Here is a 21,839-nt window from a genome sequence, read left to right on the forward strand (position 1 = left end):
ACTCCGATATGGCCCGTCAGGCCTTCAGGGCGAGGCCCTTGTCGTCGAACCGATGGAGCTTGGCCTCATCGGGCGTCATGTAGACCGTGTCACCGTGATAGGCGCCGAATTCCCCATCGCAGCGTGCGGTGATCTGGCCGATGCCCTCGACATCAAGGTGCAGGAACGTGTCGGCGCCCAGATGTTCGGCGACCTTCACGGTGCCGCGCCAGATGCCGCTGTCCTTCGACAGGCCCAGATGCTCCGGCCGGATGCCGGCGGTCTTGGCGTTCTTCGACTGGGCATAGGCGCCATCGACGAAATTCATGTGCGGCGAACCGATGAAGCCCGCGACGAACAGGTTGCGCGGGCTCTTGTAGAGTTCGAGCGGCGAGCCGACCTGCTCGATATTGCCGCGATTGAGCACGACGATCTTGTCGGCCATGGTCATCGCCTCGACCTGGTCGTGGGTCACATAGACCATCGTCGTCTTGAGCTGGTGGTGCAGGTCGCTGATCTCCAGCCGCATCGTGCCGCGCAATGCAGCGTCGAGGTTGGAAAGCGGCTCGTCGAACAGGAAGGCCGAGGGTTCGCGCACGATGGCGCGGCCGATCGCGACGCGCTGGCGCTGGCCGCCGGAAAGCTGCGAGGGGCGGCGCTCCAGATAGTCGGTCAGGTTGAGAACGCGGGCCGCATCCGTCACCTTCTTGTCGATCGCGGACTTCTCCATCTTCGCCATCTTCAGCGGGAAGGCGATGTTGTTGCGCACGCTCATATGCGGATAGAGCGCGTAGGACTGGAACACCATGGCAAGCCCGCGTTCCGCGGGGGCGGCCTGGGTGACGTCCTTGCCGTCGATCAGGATATGCCCGCCGGACACGTCTTCCAGCCCGGCGATCAGACGCAGAAGCGTGGACTTGCCGCAGCCCGAGGGACCGACAAAGACGACGAATTCGCCGTTATTGATTTCGAGGTCGATGGACGGAATGACCTTGGCCTCGCCGAACACTTTCGACACTTTTTGGAGCGTGATGCTGCCCATGTCCGTTTTCCTTACTTAACCGCGCCAAACGTGAGGCCGCGAACGAGTTGTTTCTGTGAGAACCAGCCGAGGATGAGGATCGGTGCGATCGCCATGGTCGAGGCGGCCGATAGCTTTGCCCAGAACAGGCCTTGCGGGCTGGAGAAGGAAGCGATGAAGGCCGTCAGCGGCGCCGCATTGGTGGTCGACAGCCGGATCGTCCAGAACGACTCGTTCCAGGCGAGGATGATGTTGAGCAGCAGCGTCGAGGCGATGCCCGGCACCGCCATCGGCGTCAGCACGTAGACGATCTCCTGCCAGAGCCCCGCCCCGTCCATCCGCGCCGCTTCCAGGATTTCGCCCGGAATTTCGCGAAAGTAGGTGTAGAGCATCCAGACCACGATCGGCAGGTTGATCAGCGTCAGCATGACGGTCAGCCCGATGCGGCTGTCCAGCAGGCCGAAATCGCGGAACAGGAGGTAGATCGGCACCAGAACCGCGACCGCCGGCATCATCTTGGTGGAAAGCATCCACATCAGGATGTCCTTGGTCCGCTTGGTCGGAGAGAACGCCATGGCCCAGGCGGACGGGATCGCGATGATCAGCGCCAGGATGGTGGAGCCGACAGACAGGATCACCGAATTCATGAACGGCTTCAGGTAGTCGCGCTGCGTCTGGACCGTGATGTAATTCTCGAACGTCCCGGACGGCCACAGGCTGAAGCCCGCGATCGCTTCCGGCTCCGTCTTGATGCTGGTGATCAGCGTGTAGAGGATCGGGAAGAAGATGATCAGCGCGACGATCCAGGCGGCGACCGTGGCGGTGATCTTGTGTCTTGTCGTAACATTGCGTGCCATGATCTTCTCCTACCGGTCCAGGTTCTTGCCGACGGCGCGCATCAGGAAGAAGGCGACGATATTGGCGAGCACGACTGCGATAATGCCGCCTGCCGAGGCACCGCCGACATCGTAGCCGAGCAGCGCCGTGCGGTAGATCAGGAAGGCGAGGTTGGTGGAGGCGTAACCGGGGCCGCCATTGGTGGTGACCAGGATTTCCGCATAGACGCCGAGCAGGAAGATCGTCTGGATGAGGATGACGACCGTGATCGACCGGGCGAGATGAGGCACCACCAGGTAGATGAAGCGGTTGAGGAAGTTGGCGCCGTCCATCTCCGCCGCTTCCTTCTGTTCGCCGTCGAGCGACTGCAGGGCGGTGAGCAGGATGAGCGTCGCGAATGGCAGCCACTGCCAGGCAACGATGATGACGATCGAGAAAAGCGGATATTGCGCGAACCAGTCGATCGGCCGGAGCCCGAAGAATTTCGAGATGTCGGCAAACACCCCGTAGCTCGGGTTCATGATCATGTTCTTCCACACCAGCGCCGCAACCGGCGGCATCACGAAGAAAGGCGAGATGATCAGGATGCGCACGATCCCCTGTCCGAAGATCGGCTGGTCGAGGAGGAGCGCGATGGCGATACCGCCGATGACGGTGATCAAGAGCACCCCGCCGACGATGACCAGCGTGTTCCAGATCGACTGGAAGAAGGCGGGGTCGGTATAGAAAAACTGGTAATTGAACAGACCCGTGAAGCTGACATTGGACGGATCGAGCAGATTGTAATTCTGGAACGAGAACCACAGCGTCATCGCCAGCGGCACGATCATCCAGACCAGAAGAAGCAGAACAGAGGGCGCCATCATCAGGCGCGCCAACGTCTTGGTGTTTTGCGTTGCCATATCAGACGCCCTCCCGTGGAACGTGGTCGTTCCAGTTATCCCGCGCCTTTTTCTTTGGGGAAGGAGACGGACGCAGGATGCAGCTTTTTGTTGTTATCTGGTTATTGTCGGATTGCCTTGCCTGATCGACGGCCTGCCTCAAATCGTCAAGGCGGGTGATGCCGGCAAGATCCGGCTGTCCGGCGCAGGAATGACCGGACAGCCGAGGCTCTGGAGGTTACTTCGGATAACCGGCGCGCTTCATTTCGCGCGTCGTAGCCGTCTGGGCCTGGGCAAGCGCATCGGCGACCGTGGACTGGCCGGCGACGACCGCCGAGAACAGCTGGCCGACATTGGTGCCGATCGCCTGGAATTCAGGGATCGCCACGAACTGGCCACCGGTATAGGGCACCGGCTTGACGGTCGGCTTGGTGATGTCGGCAGCGTTCATCGCGGCAAGCGTCGGAACCGCGAAGGCGGCAGCCTTCTTGTATTCCTCGTTGTTGTAGAGCGACGTGCGGGTGCCCGGAGGAACGTTGGCCCAGCCCTCCTTGGAGGCGACGAGCTGGGTATATTCCTTGCTGGTTGCCCAGGAGATGAACTTCTGCGCCGAGTCAGCCTTCTTCGAAGAGTTCGGAACGGCGAGGTTCCACGACCAGAGCCAGTTGCCGTGGTTCTTCATCTCGCCCTTCACCGGGAAGAGCGCGTAACCCACCTTGTCTGCAACCTTAGAATCCTTCGGGTTGGAGACGAAGGAGGCAGCCACGGTGGCATCCATCCACATGCCGCACTTGCCCTGCTGGAACAGCGTCAGGTTTTCGTTGAAGCCGTTCGAGGAGGCGCCGGCCGGACCGGCATCCTTCATCAGATCCACGTAGAACTGCAGAGCGGCCTTCCATTCCGGCTGGTCGAACTGCGGGTTCCACTTTTCGTCGAACCAGCGGCCGCCAAACGAGTTGGTCAGCGCCGTGATGAAGGCCATGTTCTCGCCCCAGCCGGCCTTGCCGCGCAGGCAGATGCCGTTCACGTCGGTCTTGCGGTCGGTGATCTTGCGGGCCGCATCGCCGATGAATTCCCAGGTCGGGTTTTCCGGCATCTTCAGGCCGGCCTTCTCGAACAGGTCCTTGCGATACATGATCATCGCCGACTCGCCGTAGAACGGCGCGGCATAGAGCTTGCCGTTGACCGTCAGGCCACCCTTGATCGCCGGCAGGATGTCGTTGGTGTCGTATTTGTCGCCGAGCTTGTTCAACTCGAGCAGCCAGCCCTGCTTGGCCCAGATCGGAACTTCGTAATTGCCGATCGTCAGGATGTCGTACTGACCGCCCTTGGTGGCGATGTCGGTGGTAACGCGCTCGCGAAGAACGTTTTCTTCGAGCGTGACCCAGTTGATCTGGATATCCGGGTTCGCCTTGGTGAACTCGGAAGTCAGGCCCTGCATGCGGACCATGTCGCCGTTGTTGACGGTCGCGATGGTGAGGGTTTCAGCCGAAGCCGCGGTGGAGAAAAGGCCGGCAAGCGCCAGCGCCGAGCAGGCGCCCAGCAAAATCGTCTTCAATGTCATATCTTCCTCCCAGAAGATGAGTAACGAGCATTCGCTTTGCTCATGGGCAATTACCCACATAATGGCGGACGAAGTCAATCACCAATCGCGCTGCAACGCAGCAGAAATTGGTTATCTGATTGATTTTGCTATTTGTAATTTTTGCTCAACGACCGAGCAATTGCTCCGCAGTCGCCTCGTCGGTGATCACGCCGTTGATGATATTGCCTTTGAGCGCCGCGGAAATCGCCTGGAATTTCTTGCGCCCCTGAGCGATCCCGATGACGGAGGAGGTCTCCCGAGGGGGGATCGGCACGCTGGCAACGCGGTCGTTGATGGAATTGGCGAGAAGTCGACCCTGGTTGTCATAGACCCAGCCGCAGATCTCGCCGGCCGCCCCTTCCTGGACCAGCTTCAGCATCTCCTCCTTGCCGAGAAAACCGTCGACGCAGAGCGGGCCGTCAGGCCCAAGTTCGCCGATGCCGACGAAGGTGACGTCGGCCTGCGCCCCGAGCCTGAGCGTCGAGCGCACCAGCGCCTGGTCGTGCAGGGTCTCGCGCTCCTCGGCCGAGGAACAGAGAACCGGCAGCGGCATCGGAAAATGCCGCGCCTTGATGGCGTCGGCCATCGAGAAGATGACGTTGTAGAAGGCGGCCGACCCGTCCGGCCCGATATTGCCGGTGAGCGACACGATCCGGTGCTGCGGGCACTCCATCGGCGGCAACTGGTCGACGGCAGCCTTCAGCGTCCGGCCCGTGCCGACCGCGATGACGATCGGGTCCGGGCGCTTCAGCCAGCGCTCGATTTCGGCCGCGCCGGCTTCTGCGATGCCGACGGTGCTGGAACTCCCTGCCGGATCGCTCGGTACCACTTCGACATGCTTGAGATCGTATTTCTTGCGCAACGCCTCGGCGAGTTCCAGGCAGGCGGCGATCGGATGGTCGAGGCGCACCTTGATCAGCCGTTCGGCAACCGCGAGCGACACCAGCCGCTGGGCCGACTGCCGCGAAATGCTCATGGTTGCGGCGATCTCGTCCTGGGTGCGCCCGGCGACATAGTAGAGCCAACCGGCCCGCGCCGCATCGTCGAGCCGCCCTTGCGTATCAGACCGTTTTGCCATGGCAGAAATTCTCCTCCACCTGTTGCTGCCATGGTTTCGGATGGTCTGTCAAACGGCTGGAAGAACCGCATGATAGGTATTCGGAGAGGAATTGTTGCGACATCAAAATCCATTGCGGCCGCATTGCGCCTGCATCGTCGCCGCGCCTACCCTCGGGTGACCGTTGCGCTGCCTTTGAGCCCGCTCAGAAATGATATAGGCTGAAGAAGAATGGTAATAGCCGGGAACCCGTGCATGAACCGAATGGAAGCGCTGATCGAACGTCGAGCGGAAACGCGACATAAAACCGCGTCGGTTCGCGCTGGACGCATACTTGAAGACGCCCGCAAGCATGGCGTCGAGATGCGCATCATCGGCTCCTTGGCGAAGCGCAGCTTTCATTTACATTCTGATGTCGACCTCCTGGTGAGCGGCCCGATCGACCCTGCGCGCAGACTTTTTATCGAACGACTCGTCGCGGATCACATGCGAGGGACAGATATTCCCTACGATCTGATCTTCGAGGCCGATATGACCGCCGACAGGGTACAGGAGCTTTTAGATGGCTGCGTTTAGCCTTCCGGCTTTTTCACGCTTGTCACCAAAGATCGCGCGCGCGGAACGGGAGCTGGAACAGCTCGAAATCTTTTTCGCGCGACATTCCCAGGAGGTTTCCGATGGAGAATGGGGCGCACTGTCAGCCATCTCATTGGGTATCCATAACGTCTATAACGGCATTGAGGACAGTCTTCTGAGCCTGGCACGGGACGTGGACGGTCTCGTTCCCAGCGGACCGACAATGCACCAGGACGTTCTGGACCAGATGTCAGCCGAAATCGACGGCATACGGCCGTCCGTTATCGACCCGGAGCTATACGAGTCTCTGACGGAACTGAAAGCCTTCCGCCATCTCGTTCGGCACCGATACGGATTCGACCTGAAACCCGACAAGGTGATCGAGAACCTGGATCGAATTCGCAAAGCATTTCCATCATTCGTGAATGCCGTTGTCCGGCTGGAAAAAACGATGGCCGCTGAAGATACGGATGACGGCGATGGAACAGCCGGCGCCCCCGGTCGGTAACCCGCACGATCCGGATCGTGCGGGGTGGATGTAACGAGCCCAAGCTCCCAACGGTCTCGATGTGCTACGCCACCTGCACCACATGCCCCGCGGAAACCTCGCGATATTCCCGCTTCGGCGGCACGTAGTTGACCGGACGTATCGGGCTCTTGATCTCGTCGGTGGACATGTTGCGCTTGATGCGGCGGCGGGACGGATCCGGGACCGGCACCGCCGACATCAGCTTCCTCGTATAAGGATGCTGCGGGTTTTCGAACACCGCGGCGCGCGGGCCGATCTCGACGATCTCGCCGAGATACATGACCGCCACCCGATGACTGACGCGCTCGACGACGGCCATGTCATGGGAAATGAACAGGAAAGCCAGGTTGAGGCTTTGTTGCAGGTCGAGAAGCAGGTTGCAGACCTGCGCCTTGATCGACACGTCGAGCGCCGAGACCGCTTCGTCGGCGACAATGATCTTCGGGTCGAGCATCAGGGCGCGGGCGATCGCGATGCGTTGGCGCTGGCCGCCGGAAAACTCGTGCGGGAAACGCTTCATCATGTCGGCGGAAAGGCCGACCTTCTCCAGCAGGCTGGCGGCCTTGTCGCGGGCCTGGTTCTTGGTGCCGAGGCCGTGCTCCACGTAGGGCTCCATGACCGCCGAGCCGATGCTCATGCGCGGGTTCAATGAGGCGAACGGATCCTGGAAGACCATCTGGATCGACCGGCGCATCAGGCGCAGCGTCGGCGGGTCGAGATTCATCACCTCATAGCCGTCGAGCGTAACCTCACCGCTGGTCGGCGTGATCAGGCGGGTGACGGAACGGCCGGTGGTCGACTTGCCGCAGCCCGATTCGCCGACGAGCGACAGCGTCTCGCCCGGGAAAAGATTGAAGGAGACCTTTTCGACCGCATGCACGGCGCCGGACTTGCGGCCGAACAGGCCCGAATGAATGTCGAAGCGGGTCGTCAGGTCCCTGACGTCCAATATCGGCGTCTTGCCCTTGCCGACCGTGTCGGTGACATCGGCGAGCGGCTGTTGTTCGCCGGTCTTCACGTCGATGATCGGGAAACGCAGCGGCAGCTTGCGGTCGCCCATCGAACCGAGCCGCGGCACGGCGGAGAGAAGCGCGCGGGTATAGGGATGCTGGCCGCGGTGGAAAATGTCGCTGGTCTCGCCGGTCTCCACCGCATCGCCGCGATACATGACGATCGTGCGGTCGGCAACCTCGGCCACCACGCCCATGTCGTGCGTGATGAACAGGACCGACATGCCCTCCTCTTCCTGCAGCACCTTGATGAGATCGAGGATCTGGCCCTGGATTGTCACGTCGAGCGCAGTGGTCGGTTCGTCGGCGATCAGCAGCTTCGGTCTCGCCGCGAGCGCCATGGCGATCATTACGCGCTGGCGCATGCCGCCCGAGAACTGGTGCGGATATTCGTCGAATCGTGACGACGCATTGGGAATGCGCACCTTTTCGAGCAGGCGGATGACTTCGGCCTTGGCATCGGCATTGCTGATGTCCGTATGGACGGTCAGCGCCTCGGCGATCTGCTTGCCGATCGGGAAGATCGGGTTGAGCGAGGTCATCGGCTCCTGGAAGATCATCGAGATGTCTTTGCCGCGCACCCGGCGCATCTGCTCTTCCGGCAGCGACAACAGTTCGCGGCCGTTGAGGAAGACCTGGCCTTCGATCTTGCTCGAATTCTTCGGCAGCAGCCGCATGATCGACAGCGAGGTGACGCTCTTGCCCGAGCCCGACTCGCCGACGATCGCCACCGTCTCGCGCGGTGCCACGTCGAACGAGATGTTGCGCACCACGGTGCGCCATTCGTCGTTCACCCGGAACGAGGTGGAAAGATTGCGGACCGACAGGACCGGGGTCACCGAACCACCGCCCTGTTCCATGGAAGTGCCGGAAAGCAGCATGGAAATCTCCTTCGGATCAGGCTGCGAGCGCGGTTTCGGCGAGCGTGACCCAGTAGCTGACACCAAAGGGAATTGCTTCGTCGTTGAAATCGTAGGCTGCGTTGTGGAGGCTGGCGGTATCGCCATTGCCGATGAAGATGAAGGCGCCGGGGCGCTTCTCCAGCATGTAGGAAAAATCCTCCGCGCCCATATGCGGCGCCATGCCGGTCTGCACCGCCTTGGGACCGGCAACCTTGGCCGCGATCTCGATGGCAAAATCCGTCTCGTTATCGTGGTTGAAAGTGACCGGATAACCGCGGCGATACATGACATCGGCCGTCGCGCCATGGGCGATCGCGGTCGATTGAGCCACTTCGCTCAGGCGCTTCTCGGCAAAATCGCGGGTTTCCGGCAGCAGCGTGCGCACCGTACCTGTCATCTTCACAAAGGCCGGAATGACATTGCTCGCCTCGCCGCCATGGATCGAGGCGACGGTGACGACCAGCGACTTCAGGGGATCGGTCTCGCGCGACACGATCGACTGCAGCGCCAATACGATATGTGAGGACACGAGGATCGGGTCGATCGAATTGTGCGGCTGCGCGGCATGGCTGCCGCGGCCGTGGATGGTGATCTCGAACGTGTCGGCCGCCGCCATGATGCCGCCCTTGCGGGTGGCGAAACTGCCGACCGGAAGGCGCGGCTCGTTATGCATGCCGTAGACTTCCTTGATGCCGAACTTCTCCATCATGCCGTCGTTGATCATCGCCAGCGCGCCCGCGCCGCCCTCTTCCGCCGGCTGGAAGATCACCGCGACCGAGCCTTTGAAATTGCGGGTCTCGGAAAGGTACTGGGCTGCGCCGAGCAGCATGGCGGTGTGGCCGTCGTGGCCGCAGGAATGCGCCTTGCCGGGCGTCTTGGAAGCCCAGGGTTTGCCGGAGGTTTCGAGGATCGGCAGCGCGTCCATGTCGGCGCGGAAACCGATCACCGGCCCATCGCCCTGGCTGCCCTTGATGATGCCGACGACGCCGGTCCTGCCGATGCCGGTCTCGACGACGTCGCAACCGAATGCCTTCAGCTTTTCGGCGACGAATTTCGAGGTCTCGTGAACGTCGTAGAGCAGCTCCGGATTCTCGTGGAGATGGCGCCGCCATTCGGCGACCTGATCCTGCATTTCGGCGACGCGATTGATGACTGGCATTACGCAGACCTCATTGTTTTTTTGCTGTTTCCCACTCTGGTCGGAGCGGATATTGCGACGCGAAGACACGATTTTGCAAGCTTCAATTTTCCGGCTTGAACGGAAAATAGGCCTATGCTTAGATGGCTCAAAATTTGATCATGCTCGCCAAAAGCGGCAGGATGTAACTTGTTCTTAAGGTAGTTTCGGAGGAGGACCGAACAAGAAATACGCTGCGAAGTCAATAAGTTGAGGAAGGTGACTTCGCAGTCCCAAGGCATAAAAAGCCGGCTTGACCGGCATGCCCAACCACAACTCATAAGAGAACGACAAGGGGAATAGCAGCATGAAAAACCTCAAACTTCTTCTGGCCGGCACCGTAGCCGCCCTGGCCTTCGCAGGCTCGGCCGCCTACGCGGCCCGCGGCACCGACGGGGATCTGAAGATCCTGTTCTGGCAGGCCGTTTCGACGATGAACCCCTACCTCTCCGGGGGTACCAAGGAAGTCTACGCGTCCTCCATGGTCATTGAGCCGCTCGCCCGCTACGACGAAAAGGGCGAACTCGTACCGACGCTGGTCACCGAGATTCCGACCGTCGAGAACGGCGGCGTCGCCAAGGACCTGATGAGCATGACCTGGAAGATCAAGCCGGGGGTCAAGTGGTCGGACGGTACGCCTTTTACGGCTGACGACGTCATCTTCACCTGGAAATACTGCATCGCGCCGGACGGCGGTTGCGCCCAGGCCGCCCAGTACGAGGGCGTCAAGAGCGTCGAGGCTCCCGATCCACAGACGGTCAAGATCACCTTCACCGAGCCGAAGCCCTATCCCTACAGCGCCTTCGTCGGCGCGCAGTCGCCGGTCATCCAGAAGAAGCAGTTCGAAAATTGCGTCGGCGCCAAAGCCCCGGGCTGCACCTCGGCCAATTTCGGCCCGATCGGCACCGGTCCTTTCGTCGTCAAGGAATTCAAGCCGAACGACGTCATCACGCTGACCGCCAACACGAACTACCGCGATGCGGCAAAGCCGGCCTTCGCGACGGTCACCCTCAAGGGCGGCGGTGATGCTGCCTCGGCCGCGCGCGCCGTTCTCGAAACCGGCGAATACGACTATGCCTGGAACATGCAGGTAGAGCCGGAAATCCTCGCCAAGATGGTCGCCGCCGGCAAGGGCAAGCTGGAAACGGCATTCGGCACCCAGGTCGAGCGTATCAACCTCAACCACTACAATGCCGATCCGTCGCTGGGCGCCAAGCGCTCCACCAAGGAAGCCGGCCCGCATCCGTCGCTTTCCGACCCGGCAGTCCGCCGCGCGCTGTCGCTCGCCATCGACCGCGACATCATTGTCGAGGCCGGTTACGGTGCCGCCGGCAAGGCGACCTGCAACATCGTGCCCGCACCGGCAGCAGTCGCTTCCACCAAGAACGACAGCTGGTGCCTGAAGCAGGACCTCGTAGCGGCCAACAAGCTGCTTGACGATGCCGGCTGGAAGAAGGGTCCGGATGGCATCCGCGCCAAGAACGGCGTGAAGCTCTCCTACCTCTACGCGACCTCCACCAACTCGGTTCGCCAGGCGACCCAGGAACTGGTGAAGGACATGTGGTCGCAGATCGGCGTCGGCGCCGAATTGCGCAATGCCAGCGCCTCGGTCTTCTTCGGCGGCGATCCGGCAAGCCCGGACACCTTCCAGAAGTTCTATGCCGACGTCGAAATGTACACCAACAACTTCGACGGCACCGATCCGGAAAAGTATCTCGCAGAATGGCTGTGCGACAAGGTTCCCGGCCCGGCAAACGGCTGGCAGGGTCAGAACATCCCGCGTTACTGCAACCCGGCCTATGACAAGCTCCTGGGCGAACTTTCGAAGACCGCCGAGCTCGACAAGCGCGCCACGCTTGCCAAGCAGCTCAACGACATGCTGACCGAGGAAGGCGCGCATATCCCGCTCGTCCACCGCGGCAGCGTCTCCTCGCATTCTCTCAAGCTCGCCGGCGTGAAGATGAATGCGTGGGATAGCGAACTGTGGAACGTCGCCGACTGGTCGCGCGCGAAGTAATGCCGATCGCCGGGCCTGCCCCAAGGGTAGGCCCGGCGCCCGCATTTTCTTCTCCGTGCTAGTCTGGAGACTTATGGATGTTCACATACACTTTGCGGCGATTGCTCTTCGCAATCCCGACGCTGCTGATCATCAGCTTCGTCATTTTCGCGCTGCTTGATCTTGCACCCAACGATCCCACCGGCGACCTGCCGTTGACGATCCCGCCGGAGGTCCGCGAACAGATCCGCGCATCGCTCGGCCTCGATCAGCCATTCTTCTTCCGCTACCTCTATTGGCTGCAGCAATTTTTCATCAACGAACCGCTCAACATCCTCGAACGCATGACCGGTTGGCAGTTCGGCGACGGAAACCGCATGCGGGTGCTTTCCTGGGCGACCAGAAGCCCGGTGGTCGATCTGATTGTCCAGCGCCTGCCCCAGACGCTGTGGGTCGTCGGTCTCGCCTATGTGTTCGGAGTGCTGATCGCCGTTCCGATCGGCGTCATCTCCGCCTACAAGCAGTATTCGATCTTCGACCAGATCGGCACGTTCGTGTCGATGGTCGGTTATTCGGTGCCGACCTTCTTCACCGGCGTGCTGCTGGTGGTGATCTTCTCCTCGTATCTGCAATGGTTCCCGTCGGTCTATGACACCAACCTTGTTGTCACCGACTTCTCGAGCTTCGTCCAGCAGATCAAGCAGATGGCCTTGCCGGTGGCGGTGCTGTCGCTCTTCAACGCTTCGCAGATCACCCGCTTCGTCCGAGCCTCGATGCTGGACAACCTGCACCAGGACTACGTGCGCACTGCACGTGCCAAGGGCGTCAAGGAAAAATCGGTTCTGCTCATCCACGTTTTGCGCAACAGCCTGATCCCGGTCGTCACCGTGATCGCGCTCGGCGTGCCGACGATCTTCTCGGGCGCCATCATCACCGAGCAGATCTTTCGCGTGAATGGCCTGGGCCAACTTCTGATCATCGCCGTCCAGGGGGCCGATATCCCGCTCGTCCAGACCCTGACCTTCATCTTCGCGGTGCTGATCGTGCTCTTCAATCTCATCGCCGATGTGCTTTACGGCATTCTTGACCCGAGGATCCGTTATGACTGATGCGACCGTCGCAACTGCGCCGCCCGCCAAGGCGGCAACTCCCACCCGATCGGCCCTCGCAGACATCTGGCGCCAGTTCCGTGCCCATAGAGGCGGCGTCGTTGGGCTTATCGTCTTTACCTTCATAGTCCTGGCGGTCTTCGTCGGGCCGTATATCCACCGCGTGGCCCCGAACGCCATCAACATCCGCGACAAGAACCAATGGCCGTCACTGGCTCATCCGTTCGGTACCGATAACCTTGGCAAGGACATGCTTGCCCAGGTGCTCGCCGGCGGCCGCATCTCGCTTGCGGTCGGCATCACGGCCATGCTGCTGGCGCTCTTCCTCGGAACGCTGGTTGGAGTGGTTTCCGGCTATATCCGGAAGCTCGACGGGCCGCTGATGCGTATCACCGACCTGTTCCTGGCCTTGCCGCTGCTGCCCCTGCTGCTCGTCATCCTGATGCTGTTCCGCGATACCCTGCGGGCTGCATTCGGACCCGAAACCGGCATCTTCATCCTGATCGTCTTCGTGATCGGGATCACCAGCTGGATGCACACCGCCCGCATCGTGCGCGGCGACGTGCTGGCCGTCAAAAGTCAGGAGTTCATCCTGGCGGCGAAATCGAGCGGCATGCGGGAATATCGCATCATCCTCAAACACATCCTGCCGAACGTGCTGAGTTCGATCATGGTTTCCGCGACATTGGGAATCGCCTCGGCGATCATCACTGAATCGGCGCTGAGCTTCCTCGGCCTCGGCTTTCCCTCGGATTTCCCGACTTGGGGACGGCTGTTGTTCGACGGGGCAAACTTCCTGCAACTCACGCCTTCGCGCGTTTTGTGGCCGGGACTGGCAATCTCCGCCACGGTGCTCAGCGTCAACTACATGGGAGACGCTATCCGCGACGCGCTCGACCCGAGGGCGCTCAAGCACTGATCTTGCGACACTGGACCGATCCGAATGGCGGCTGCAAAGCCGCCATTTTTCATTCGGCCCCCGCCAAAAACAGCCCTTAAAAAAACTTAGAAAAAAGTTTCGAACAGCTGGAACCTATTTCCGGCACGCTCGTTATATCACTGTTCGAAGGCGACCCCCCGTCCCCCGCCCTACATAGCCTTCGGACCTACTCTTCAATCCCCCTCGAAGAGACGAACTGGCTCGGCTCCGTCAACCGGAACCGAGCCAGCTCAGTTTTGTGGGTAGTGGGTAGTGGGTAGTAATCGCTACGACAGATCGAGATTTGGCAAATTTTCGTTGCGAGACGTCAAGGCCGACCTCGAAAACTGCTCACTAACGACCAATCACTACCGGCTCTCTTTCATTCTCCGCCGCTCTCCAGCGGAAATACCAGCCGATAGCTGATGCGGTCGTTGGAGATGACATATTGCGCCTTGCCGTTGACCGAGGCCGGCACGACACGTTCCAGCACCGTGCTGCCGAAATGCGCCTTCAGCGAGTCCTCGTTGTCTTCGGGACTCCGGCTGGCGTCCAGCACCTCGTCCCACATCATTTCGAGCGAGTCATGGCCGTTGAGGTGCATGCGGGTGCAGGTGACGTTGATCACCCGGCCGCTGCGCAACAGCGAACCGTGGCTGACCGCGTTGACGATCAGCTCATGCAGCGCCAGTCCGATATGCAGCGAAGCGTTCGGCGTCAGAAGAATATTGTCGCCGTGGACGCGCACCAGGTGCTTGTTCTCGGGCAGGTATTTTTCCGTCTGCTGCTGCACCAGTTCGAAGAAATAGGCGCCGCGCCAGCTAGAATCGGTGATCAGGTCCTGGCTCTGCGAGAGGGAATAGAGCCGCCCCCGGAACTTGTGCAGAAACAGTTCCAGCGAGCCCGAATAACGGGCCGTCTGCAGCGCGATGCTCTGGATGATGGCAAGCAGGTTCTTGGAACGGTGGCTGACTTCCCGCAGCAGCGCGCGCAGCAGCCGCTCGCGGTGACGCTCCTCGGAACGGTCGATGATCGTGGTGACGAAATGCAGGCCGCGATTGGAGAACTCCACCGTCTGGACCCGGAACTCGTAGATCTGCTCGGTGCCGATGGTAATCTCGATATGGCCCTTGCGCCCGGCTTCCGTCATGCCGTCCTTGAGGGTCGCGAGCTTTGCTCCGACCTCCTCGCCGAACAGGCTGACGTCGGTGGGTGTCTTGACATGCTCGACAGCCCAGACCTCCGGAAGATGCGTGACGAAGAGGTAATTCCGGCCGGCGTCCTGGATCATGATGCTGGCGCCAAGATCCACCAGTGCCGGCATGAAAAATTCACGTAACTTGTCATCACTCTGACCAGCCTGCTGCCATGTCAGGGGATGCACCAAATTCCTCACTCCGTCCGCGGGCTAGCTGGGAAAACCGGGCGCCTGCTGAACGCATTGATACCCGCATTTATGAGCATGATTATCCGCCTTTTATAGGACGTCAAACGCGCCGGAACAACCCGACGACCAGCGATATCAGCAGCAGTGCGAGAAAGAGGAAAAACAGGAGCTGGGCCAGACCGGTTGCCGTTCCTGCAATGCCGCTGAAGCCGAGCGCACCGGTGAAAATCGCCACGAGCAGGCAGACAAGAGCATAATACAACATGGGTTTTCCTCTTCGGATGCGCCAGAACGCCCACCTGTTGTATATTGTTCCGGCCTGCCGGCCCGACCGCCGCCGATGGGATCAAGCGGCGGCCTTGACGGCTTCGTTGAAGAACAGCGCCTGGCTGATCAAGGCCTTCACCATGTCCGGATTGAACGGCTTGGTGACCAGGAAGGCCGGTTCCGGGCGCTCGCCGGTCAGAAGCCGTTCCGGAAAGGCGGTGATGAAGATCACCGGCACGCTCGAAGACTTCAGGATTTCGTTGACCGCGTCGATCCCGGAGCTGCCGTCGGCAAGCTGGATGTCGGCCAGCACCATTTTCGGGTGCGAGGACTGGAAGAGCGATACCGCTTCCTTGTGGGTGCGGGCGATGCCCGTGACGCGGTGGCCGAGATCCTGCACCATCTGCTCGATATCGAGCGCGATCAGCGGCTCGTCCTCGATGATCATGATGTCGGTTGCCACCTGCCGCGAGATTTCGCGGGTCGCGTCTTCGAGCAGGCGGTTCACCTCGGCAGTGCTGACTTCGAGGACTTCGGCGGCTTCCTCGATGCTGAAACCTTCGACCGAGACCAGCAGAAAGGCATGCCGCGACTGAGAGGGAAGCATCGACAGATTGGCTGCCGCGCGCTGCTCCCAGGCGAACGGCGATTCGATGGGGCGAATCTCAATGTTCGTGGAACCAAAGATTGCAACAAAGAGTTTATAAAGCGAGACACGGTCCTTGGACGTTTCGGGGAATATCGAAACGTCTGCAATCAAAGCTTCCAGGACCGCGGCGACATAAGCGTCTCCCGAAGTCTGTGATCCGGTGACGGCGCGAGCATACCGACGCAGATATGGAAGGTGAGACGCAACGCGTGTGGTGAGTGACATACAAAATCTCCCTCGGTGCCCAGCGGGCAATTGACCTGCTATGAACGTGGGCCTGGAAAAAAAGTTCCGCAAGAGTGGAACTTTTTTTGCCGCCAGGAATTCCTTTGCCCGACGATATCGCAACAGGCTGCCCGCGTGATGAGTGACGACAACAGAAAAAAAGAAGAGATGACAGCAATCCAATCCCAAGAAGTCAGACCCGGAGCGGTGCCGCCGAATGCATCCATATCCCGCAAGTTACGGGACTTCTACGACGCGGTACAGGAAGAAGGAATTCCTGATCGTTTTCTCGATCTTCTTGAGCGTCTGGAGCAGGCGGAGAAGAATGCCAAGCCGGTGAACGCAAAATGAGCAAGGAAGACGAGATCGACGATCGCGGCTTCAAGCGCGACCTTCTCGCGTCGCTGCCCAACCTGCGTGCATTCGCCGTATCCCTGACGGGCCGTCACGACAAGGCGGACGACCTTGTGCAGGATACCATCATGAAAGCCTGGGCCAACCAGACCAGCTTCACCGCCGGCACCAACATGCGGGCCTGGCTATTCACCATCCTGCGCAACGAATTCTACAGCCAGATGCGCAAGCGCGGACGCGAGGTGCAGGATAGCGACGGCCTGTTCAGCGAGCGGTTTTCGGTCCATCCGGAACAGTACGGCCGGCTTGACCTTCAGGATTTCCGCAAGGCCCTCGACAAGCTGCCCGACGATCAGCGCGAAGCGATCATCCTCGTGGGTGCTGCCGGTTTCGCCTATGAGGAGGCGGCTGCGATCTGCGGCTGCGCTGTCGGCACGATCAAGAGCCGCGTCAGCCGCGCCCGCACCCGCCTCCAGGAACTGCTCGGCGTTTCCGGCGAGGGTGATTACGGCCCCGACGCAGGCGATGCAGCGATCACGTCACGCGCCTTCGGCAGCTGATCTTGCAAACTTGAGAAAACGCCGCTCACACCCGGGCGGCGTTTTTGACGGCTACGACGAGGTGGTGGTCGTTGAACGGTTTGGCGACGACGGTTATTCCGTCCCAGCCCTTCAGACCATCCATGTCCTCGACACTGAGCGTGGTGAACACCAGACCCGAGCCTGAAGCTCTCAGTCGAAGCGCAGCCTCTCCACCAATCAGCCCTGAATCGATGACGATAACGTCGAACCAGCCGCGTTCCAGTTCCAGGATATAGGTGTGCAGCGTGGCGACCTTGACCTCGCAGGCAAGCGCCTCGGTGAGCACGGTCTCCACTTCCATGGCCACCAGGAATTCCCGATCGACAACGAGGATTCGCAACAACAAAGTCCGCCTGAAATTTCGACAACGAAATCGGGCTAGACCACCGAAAGATCGCGTGGTCATTCACAAAAGACACAGGACGACGGGAAACCAGCCTACTAATTTTTCGCGGACGGCTCTTTCGTCGAGAGCAGGCTCTGCAGAACGCAAAATACGGCCGCCCGCGCGAGGCAGGCGACCGTTCATCTGATCGTGCGACGATATCCGCCTATTCGGCCGGCTCGGAATATCGGCGATCCGAATTGCCCATGGTCCTCGCCGCGAGGAAGCCAAGGCCGCCGACCACCGCGACGAGCAGCAGTGGGCGAGATTTTACAAGCAGCGGCAATGCCGTCAGAGCCGCCGTCATCATCAGCGCCTTGGAACTGTTGGAGGCCGCGGCTTCCCGTTTGCGGCGCTGTTCGAGACCGTTGGCGATCACGACGCACAGATAGACGGCCAACGCCAGCACAAGCGCCCCACCGGCGACTGCCAGCAACGCCATCAGCGGTCCCCATATGCCGGCAAGATAGACGGCGAGCGCCGCCACCAGCAGCCCATAGGCGGTCAGCAGGAAAAGCAGCACCAGTGCGTAGAGGATCGCGTTTCTTTTGAGCCTGCGCGTGAACGCCGCGACATCCATCGCGGCGAGCGAAGCCAACAGGGGACCAAGTCCTGCCATCATCAGCGGCGCGTCAGCAGCGCGAACAGGAAGCCGACTCCGGCGGCGATGGCGACGGCCTGGATAGGGTTGGTGCGGATCTGACGCTCCAGGTCCCTTTCCATCGACAGCGCCTGGTCGCGCGCAGCTTCCACCATCTGCATCGAGGCGTCGGCAGCGTCGCTGGCGACGCGACGAGCCTTGCCCTTGTATTCGCTGGCCTTCTCATTACCCACGGCAGCAACGCTGCGGGTCAGTGCAGCGATATCGTCGCGGAGCTGCTGGATCTGGGCTTCGAGATCCTTGCTGGCTGACGAATTCTGGCCGGTGCCGTTGCGGGCGAAGTCGGTCGTGGGGTTGGCTGCGGGCATATCGGATCTCCTGTTTTGCGAACCTTAGAGGATGCGCGCCGCGGAAGGCTTTGCGCGAAATCAACGGCGTCGGAAACGTGGAACGGGATCGGTCTCCCGAGCGAGCGGCGCACACCACTCGCTTCACGGTTCTTGTTGCCGCCGTTGAACGCTGCAAAGGCGCGATTGTTCCCCGGCGCGGTTGCACCGAAGCGGAAATCGCCCGAAACGTTTGGAAAACTTAAGGGGCCGGCGGCTCGGGCCAGGCAGAAACGCCCCCGATCCATTGTTCGAAGGCCCTGGACAGTTTCAGCACGAGCAGGTCGTCGTAGCGCGGGCCGACGATCTGCAGGCCGATCGGCATGCCGGATTTCGAAAAACCGCAGTTGATCGACGAGGCCGGCTGTTCCGACATATTCCACGGTACCGTGAAGCCGATATGCTCGAAAGGCTTCGAGGGATCGTTGGTCGGCGAGGCCCAGTCCGCCGGATAGGAAACGATCGGATTGGTCGGCGAGATCACCGCATCGACGGTCGTGAACAGCTTTCCGCAGGCCTTGCGCATCTCGATCGTCTGGTTGAAGCCGCGCACCGCCTCGACGCCGGAAATGTAGGTGCCGCCTTCCGCCCACTGGTAGATATAGGGGAGGATCAGCGCCCGGCGCTCTTCCGGCATTTTCTCGATATCGCCCCAGAATCGCGAACGCCAGAAACTGTCGAGCCCATCGAGCATGATGCGGGTGATGACCGGTTCGACCGGGATGATGACCGCCCCCGCCTCCTCGAAACGTTTGGCGGCGGCCACGACAGCATCGCGAACCTCGTCCTCCACGGCAAGGCCGATGCCGGCGTCGAGCATCAGGCCGATCTTCAGACCCTTGACGTCGATATCGAAATCCAGCCAGTCGAAATCGTTGGGCGGCAGCGAGGTGCCGTCGCGCCAGTCGGGACGCGACAGCGTCGCCATGGAGAAGGCGGCATCTTCCACGGTGCGGGTCATTGGCCCCGCGCAGCGGCCGACATAATAGGGATCAAGCGGAATACGGCCCTGGCTCGGCTTGAAGCCGAACAGCCCTGTCCAGCCGGCCGGCAGGCGCACCGAGCCGCCGATATCCGTGCCGATATGCAGAGGACCGAAACCGGCGGCACCGGCGGCCGACGCGCCGGCGCTCGATCCGCCCGGGTTTTGGGTGAGATCCCAAGGATTGCGGCTGAGGTGATGGAAGCTCGACAGGCCGGAGGAGAGCATGCCGTAGTCCGGGCAGGTGGTTTTGGCGAAGATTACCGCGCCATCCTCTCTCATGCGCGCGGCGATGGGCGCGTCTTCCGTGGCCGGCACCAGTTCGACCGCAGCGGTTCCGAGCGGCACCGGCTGACCCTTGGTGGCGATCAGCTCCTTCAGCGTCACCGGGATTCCGTCGAGCGGCCCAAGCGTCGCCCCTTTCGTCCACCGTTGGGTGGAGGCTGCGGCCTGCGCCCTGGCACTGTCCGGATCGTAGAGATAGAGCGCCTGCACGTGCGGCTCGAAGGCGGCGACGCGGTCCTCGACCGCCAGCCAATATTCGGAGGGCGAGAGCTTCCTGGCCGAATAAAGATCGAGCAGTTCGCGGATCGTCAGTTTCAGGAGGTCATTCATCGCAATATCTTCGTTTCGAAATCAGGAATTGTCGCGGGGATCGAGGAGGTCGCGCAGGCCGTCGCCGAGCATGTTGAGGCCAAGTACCGCGAGCGCGATCGCGAGTCCCGGCATCAGCGCCAGCCACGGCGCCTGGCCGAGGAAAGTCTGCGCATCGGCCAGCATCCGCCCCCAGGTCGGCGTCGGCGGCGGCATGCCGAGACCGAGGAAGGAGAGGCCGGCTTCCGTCAGGATCGCCAGGCCGAGCTGGATCGTCACCTGCACGATGATCTGGTTGGCGATGTTCGGCAGCACGTGCACGAGCGTGATCTTCAACTTCGGGCGGCCCATGCTGACGGCGGCGGTAACATAGTCCCGCGTCCAGATCTGCAGGGCGGCGCCGAGCGCGAGCCGCGCAAACACCGGCACCATGAACACGCCGATGGCGATGATCGCCGTGAACCGGCCCGATCCGATGAAGGCGCCGAGCATCATCGCCGACAGGATTGGCGGAACGGCGAAGATGATGTCGCAGCCACGCATGACGACGAGTTCCAGCCAGCCCCGCCGCATGGCGACGACGACGCCGATGGCCGTGCCGACGCTTGCCCCGAGAAGCACCGCGAGAATGGAGGTCGACAGCGAATTCCAGGCTCCGACCATCAGCATCGAGGCTACGTCGCGGCCGAACTGATCGGTGCCGAGGAGGCCGAAATCGAGTGGAGCCTTGAGCTTGTGGACGATGTTCATTTTCGTCGGCGGGAACGGCGTCCAGACGAGCGACAGCAGCGCCACGGCAAACAGCGCCAGCGTGATGACGAGCCCGATGAGGAAGACAGGGCGGCGAAGCAGTTTCCTCATTGTGCCCGCCTCATTGTGCACCGGCCCTGAGGCGCGGATCGACGACCAGATAGGCGAGATCGACCAGGAAATTCATCAGGATCACCAGTGCGGAGAAGAACAGCACGACATCCTGCATGACGATGATGTCGCGCTGGGAGAGTGCCTGATAGGCAAGCCGCCCGAGGCCCGGCAGGTTGAAGACATTCTCGACCAGCACCGCGCCGGCGATCAGGAAGGTGAATTGCAGGCCGAGCATGGTGAACACCGGCACCAGCGCGTTCGGGACGGCGTGCCGCCAGATGGCGATGCCCTCGCTCAGGCCCTTGGCGCGGGCGGTGCGCACGAAATCCTCGTTCATCACCTCCAGAACCGCGGCCCGCGCCACGCGCGTCAGCACGCCGGCCTGCGGCAGGGCGAGTGCGACGGCCGGCAGGATCAGCGCCTTGAGGCCGGCGGACAATCCGGCATCCCAGCCGGGAAACCCGCCGGCCGGCATCCAGCCGAGCATGGTGGAGAACAGGATGATCAGCAGCAGCCCGACCCAGAAGGCCGGCACCGCGATGCTGATATAGGAGAACAATCCGGCGACGAAATCGAAGGCACCATTGTGCTTGCGCGCCGCCTGCACGCCAAGAGGAATGGCGATCGCGACCGAGAGCACGATGGCGATCAGCGCCAGCGGCAGAGTGACCGCAAGCCGTTCACCGATCAGCCCCGCGACCGGCACGCCATAGGTATAGGACTGCCCGAGATCGCCCCGGAAGACCCCGGCTAACCAGGCGAGGTAACGCACGGGGAGCGGCTGGTCGAGACCCAACTGCTTCTGCAGCGCCGCGAGCGTTTCCGGGCTCGCCGAGGTGCCGAGCATGATCGCCGCCGGATCGCCGGGCAGCAGGTCCATGACGGTGAAGATCAGCAACGAGACGATCAGCAGCGTGACGGCGAGGCTCAAGGTTCGGCGGATGAGGATGGAGATCATGAGCGGCGCACTCCCTCTGATCTCCCCC

General features: G+C 61.4%; 23 protein-coding genes. 7 read left to right on the plus strand and 16 right to left on the minus strand.

Going from position 1 to position 21,839, the window contains the following annotated elements:
• Positions 1-16 precede the first annotated feature (16 nt).
• From LZK81_RS17205 to LZK81_RS17225, 5 genes are all read right to left on the minus strand, one after another.
• Entirely contained in the window at positions 17-1,021 is a 1,005-nt protein-coding gene (locus tag LZK81_RS17205) for an ABC transporter ATP-binding protein (RefSeq protein ID WP_046608367.1), read from the minus strand.
• An 11-nt stretch (positions 1,022-1,032) separates the two neighbouring features.
• Positions 1,033-1,857 carry a carbohydrate ABC transporter permease gene (locus LZK81_RS17210; protein ID WP_233954034.1) on the minus strand — a complete coding sequence of 275 codons (825 nt, stop codon included), beginning with the start codon at positions 1,855-1,857 and terminating at the stop codon, positions 1,033-1,035.
• 9 nt (positions 1,858-1,866) lie between these two features.
• The gene (locus LZK81_RS17215; RefSeq protein ID WP_037077461.1) at positions 1,867-2,739 is read right to left on the minus strand and encodes a carbohydrate ABC transporter permease; all 873 of its coding nucleotides are present in this window, start codon (positions 2,737-2,739) and stop codon (positions 1,867-1,869) included.
• A gap of 217 nt (positions 2,740-2,956) precedes the next feature.
• Positions 2,957-4,282: an ABC transporter substrate-binding protein gene (locus LZK81_RS17220; RefSeq protein WP_046608365.1), complete on the minus strand. Its 1,326-nt coding sequence runs from the start codon at positions 4,280-4,282 to the stop codon at positions 2,957-2,959.
• Between the two features lie 145 nt (positions 4,283-4,427).
• Positions 4,428-5,381 (minus strand): sugar-binding transcriptional regulator, encoded by a 954-nt coding sequence (locus tag LZK81_RS17225; protein WP_233954035.1) that lies wholly within the window; start codon positions 5,379-5,381, stop codon positions 4,428-4,430.
• Positions 5,382-5,615: 234 nt separating this feature from the next.
• Between LZK81_RS17225 and LZK81_RS17230 the strand changes: the two genes are divergently transcribed.
• Both LZK81_RS17230 and LZK81_RS17235 read left to right on the plus strand, forming a co-directional pair.
• Positions 5,616-5,936 (plus strand): nucleotidyltransferase domain-containing protein, encoded by a 321-nt coding sequence (locus LZK81_RS17230; protein WP_233954036.1) that lies wholly within the window; start codon positions 5,616-5,618, stop codon positions 5,934-5,936.
• On the plus strand, positions 5,923-6,444 hold the full coding sequence (locus LZK81_RS17235; protein WP_233954037.1) for a hypothetical protein: 522 nt from the start codon (positions 5,923-5,925) through the stop codon (positions 6,442-6,444). Before LZK81_RS17230 ends, LZK81_RS17235 begins: the two co-directional genes overlap by 14 nt.
• 64 nt (positions 6,445-6,508) lie before the next feature.
• Here the strand turns inward: LZK81_RS17235 and LZK81_RS17240 are convergent, their stop codons facing one another.
• Entirely contained in the window at positions 6,509-8,356 is a 1,848-nt protein-coding gene (locus tag LZK81_RS17240) for an ABC transporter ATP-binding protein (RefSeq protein ID WP_046608361.1), read from the minus strand.
• A gap of 16 nt (positions 8,357-8,372) precedes the next feature.
• Positions 8,373-9,536 (minus strand): M20 aminoacylase family protein, encoded by a 1,164-nt coding sequence (locus tag LZK81_RS17245; RefSeq protein ID WP_233954038.1) that lies wholly within the window; start codon positions 9,534-9,536, stop codon positions 8,373-8,375.
• A 325-nt stretch (positions 9,537-9,861) separates the two neighbouring features.
• Between LZK81_RS17245 and LZK81_RS17250 the strand changes: the two genes are divergently transcribed.
• The 3 genes from LZK81_RS17250 (at position 9,862) to LZK81_RS17260 (ending at position 13,578) form a co-directional block, all read left to right on the plus strand.
• A complete protein-coding gene (locus tag LZK81_RS17250; RefSeq protein WP_046604448.1) occupies positions 9,862-11,571 on the plus strand; it encodes a peptide ABC transporter substrate-binding protein in 1,710 nt (569 codons plus the stop codon).
• A 77-nt stretch (positions 11,572-11,648) separates the two neighbouring features.
• A complete protein-coding gene (locus tag LZK81_RS17255; RefSeq protein ID WP_046604447.1) occupies positions 11,649-12,659 on the plus strand; it encodes an ABC transporter permease in 1,011 nt (336 codons plus the stop codon).
• Entirely contained in the window at positions 12,652-13,578 is a 927-nt protein-coding gene (locus tag LZK81_RS17260; protein ID WP_046604446.1) for an ABC transporter permease, read from the plus strand. Before LZK81_RS17255 ends, LZK81_RS17260 begins: the two co-directional genes overlap by 8 nt.
• Before the next feature lie 382 nt (positions 13,579-13,960).
• Here the strand turns inward: LZK81_RS17260 and LZK81_RS17265 are convergent, their stop codons facing one another.
• The 3 genes from LZK81_RS17265 to LZK81_RS17275 all read right to left on the minus strand — a co-directional run bounded on the left by LZK81_RS17265 (position 13,961) and on the right by LZK81_RS17275 (position 16,106).
• Positions 13,961-14,902, minus strand: a complete 942-nt coding sequence (locus LZK81_RS17265) for a sensor histidine kinase (RefSeq protein WP_233954039.1) — start codon at positions 14,900-14,902, stop codon at positions 13,961-13,963.
• 163 nt (positions 14,903-15,065) lie between these two features.
• Positions 15,066-15,230, minus strand: coding sequence for a DUF1328 domain-containing protein (locus LZK81_RS17270; RefSeq protein ID WP_007758228.1), 165 nt, complete (start codon positions 15,228-15,230; stop codon positions 15,066-15,068).
• A gap of 81 nt (positions 15,231-15,311) precedes the next feature.
• Positions 15,312-16,106 (minus strand): response regulator, encoded by a 795-nt coding sequence (locus LZK81_RS17275; RefSeq protein WP_046604444.1) that lies wholly within the window; start codon positions 16,104-16,106, stop codon positions 15,312-15,314.
• Positions 16,107-16,274: 168 nt separating this feature from the next.
• Here LZK81_RS17275 and LZK81_RS17280 point away from each other — a divergent pair, with 168 nt between their 5' ends.
• Positions 16,275-16,457: a NepR family anti-sigma factor gene (locus tag LZK81_RS17280; RefSeq protein ID WP_037078171.1), complete on the plus strand. Its 183-nt coding sequence runs from the start codon at positions 16,275-16,277 to the stop codon at positions 16,455-16,457.
• The gene (locus tag LZK81_RS17285; protein WP_037077490.1) at positions 16,454-17,020 is read left to right on the plus strand and encodes an RNA polymerase sigma factor; all 567 of its coding nucleotides are present in this window, start codon (positions 16,454-16,456) and stop codon (positions 17,018-17,020) included. The genes LZK81_RS17280 and LZK81_RS17285 overlap by 4 nt, the downstream gene beginning before the upstream one ends.
• Before the next feature lie 25 nt (positions 17,021-17,045).
• On the opposite strand, the gene LZK81_RS17290 is transcribed toward LZK81_RS17285, so the two are convergent.
• The 6 genes from LZK81_RS17290 to LZK81_RS17315 all read right to left on the minus strand — a co-directional run bounded on the left by LZK81_RS17290 (position 17,046) and on the right by LZK81_RS17315 (position 21,811).
• Complete coding sequence (locus tag LZK81_RS17290; RefSeq protein ID WP_233954040.1) at positions 17,046-17,384, minus strand: hypothetical protein; 339 nt, start codon at positions 17,382-17,384, stop codon at positions 17,046-17,048.
• Between the two features lie 208 nt (positions 17,385-17,592).
• Positions 17,593-18,024 (minus strand): hypothetical protein, encoded by a 432-nt coding sequence (locus LZK81_RS17295; protein WP_233954041.1) that lies wholly within the window; start codon positions 18,022-18,024, stop codon positions 17,593-17,595.
• Between the two features lie 23 nt (positions 18,025-18,047).
• Positions 18,048-18,395: a DUF883 family protein gene (locus tag LZK81_RS17300; protein ID WP_046608358.1), complete on the minus strand. Its 348-nt coding sequence runs from the start codon at positions 18,393-18,395 to the stop codon at positions 18,048-18,050.
• Between the two features lie 220 nt (positions 18,396-18,615).
• The gene (locus tag LZK81_RS17305) at positions 18,616-20,010 is read right to left on the minus strand and encodes an amidase (protein ID WP_233954042.1); all 1,395 of its coding nucleotides are present in this window, start codon (positions 20,008-20,010) and stop codon (positions 18,616-18,618) included.
• 21 nt (positions 20,011-20,031) lie between these two features.
• Positions 20,032-20,850, minus strand: a complete 819-nt coding sequence (locus tag LZK81_RS17310) for an ABC transporter permease (protein WP_046604440.1) — start codon at positions 20,848-20,850, stop codon at positions 20,032-20,034.
• 10 nt (positions 20,851-20,860) lie between these two features.
• Positions 20,861-21,811, minus strand: a complete 951-nt coding sequence (locus LZK81_RS17315; RefSeq protein WP_233954043.1) for an ABC transporter permease — start codon at positions 21,809-21,811, stop codon at positions 20,861-20,863.
• Positions 21,812-21,839: the final 28 nt, after the last annotated feature.

Source organism: Neorhizobium galegae (assembly GCF_021391675.1).
GTDB classification, from domain to species: Bacteria; Pseudomonadota; Alphaproteobacteria; order Rhizobiales; family Rhizobiaceae; genus Neorhizobium; species Neorhizobium galegae_B.

Coding starts and splice junctions, on each gene's coding strand:
- LZK81_RS17205 (WP_046608367.1), bottom strand. CDS start 1,021: ATGGGCAGCATCACGCTCCAAAAAGTGTCGAAAGTGTTCGGCGAGGCC.
- LZK81_RS17210 (WP_233954034.1), bottom strand. CDS start 1,857: ATGGCACGCAATGTTACGACAAGACACAAGATCACCGCCACGGTCGCC.
- LZK81_RS17215 (WP_037077461.1), bottom strand. CDS start 2,739: ATGGCAACGCAAAACACCAAGACGTTGGCGCGCCTGATGATGGCGCCC.
- LZK81_RS17220 (WP_046608365.1), bottom strand. CDS start 4,282: ATGACATTGAAGACGATTTTGCTGGGCGCCTGCTCGGCGCTGGCGCTT.
- LZK81_RS17225 (WP_233954035.1), bottom strand. CDS start 5,381: ATGGCAAAACGGTCTGATACGCAAGGGCGGCTCGACGATGCGGCGCGG.
- LZK81_RS17230 (WP_233954036.1), top strand. CDS start 5,616: ATGAACCGAATGGAAGCGCTGATCGAACGTCGAGCGGAAACGCGACAT.
- LZK81_RS17235 (WP_233954037.1), top strand. CDS start 5,923: ATGGCTGCGTTTAGCCTTCCGGCTTTTTCACGCTTGTCACCAAAGATC.
- LZK81_RS17240 (WP_046608361.1), bottom strand. CDS start 8,356: ATGCTGCTTTCCGGCACTTCCATGGAACAGGGCGGTGGTTCGGTGACC.
- LZK81_RS17245 (WP_233954038.1), bottom strand. CDS start 9,536: ATGCCAGTCATCAATCGCGTCGCCGAAATGCAGGATCAGGTCGCCGAA.
- LZK81_RS17250 (WP_046604448.1), top strand. CDS start 9,862: ATGAAAAACCTCAAACTTCTTCTGGCCGGCACCGTAGCCGCCCTGGCC.
- LZK81_RS17255 (WP_046604447.1), top strand. CDS start 11,649: ATGTTCACATACACTTTGCGGCGATTGCTCTTCGCAATCCCGACGCTG.
- LZK81_RS17260 (WP_046604446.1), top strand. CDS start 12,652: ATGACTGATGCGACCGTCGCAACTGCGCCGCCCGCCAAGGCGGCAACT.
- LZK81_RS17265 (WP_233954039.1), bottom strand. CDS start 14,902: ATGCCGGCACTGGTGGATCTTGGCGCCAGCATCATGATCCAGGACGCC.
- LZK81_RS17270 (WP_007758228.1), bottom strand. CDS start 15,230: ATGTTGTATTATGCTCTTGTCTGCCTGCTCGTGGCGATTTTCACCGGT.
- LZK81_RS17275 (WP_046604444.1), bottom strand. CDS start 16,106: ATGTCACTCACCACACGCGTTGCGTCTCACCTTCCATATCTGCGTCGG.
- LZK81_RS17280 (WP_037078171.1), top strand. CDS start 16,275: ATGACAGCAATCCAATCCCAAGAAGTCAGACCCGGAGCGGTGCCGCCG.
- LZK81_RS17285 (WP_037077490.1), top strand. CDS start 16,454: ATGAGCAAGGAAGACGAGATCGACGATCGCGGCTTCAAGCGCGACCTT.
- LZK81_RS17300 (WP_046608358.1), bottom strand. CDS start 18,395: ATGCCCGCAGCCAACCCCACGACCGACTTCGCCCGCAACGGCACCGGC.
- LZK81_RS17305 (WP_233954042.1), bottom strand. CDS start 20,010: ATGAATGACCTCCTGAAACTGACGATCCGCGAACTGCTCGATCTTTAT.
- LZK81_RS17310 (WP_046604440.1), bottom strand. CDS start 20,850: ATGAGGAAACTGCTTCGCCGCCCTGTCTTCCTCATCGGGCTCGTCATC.
- LZK81_RS17315 (WP_233954043.1), bottom strand. CDS start 21,811: ATGATCTCCATCCTCATCCGCCGAACCTTGAGCCTCGCCGTCACGCTG.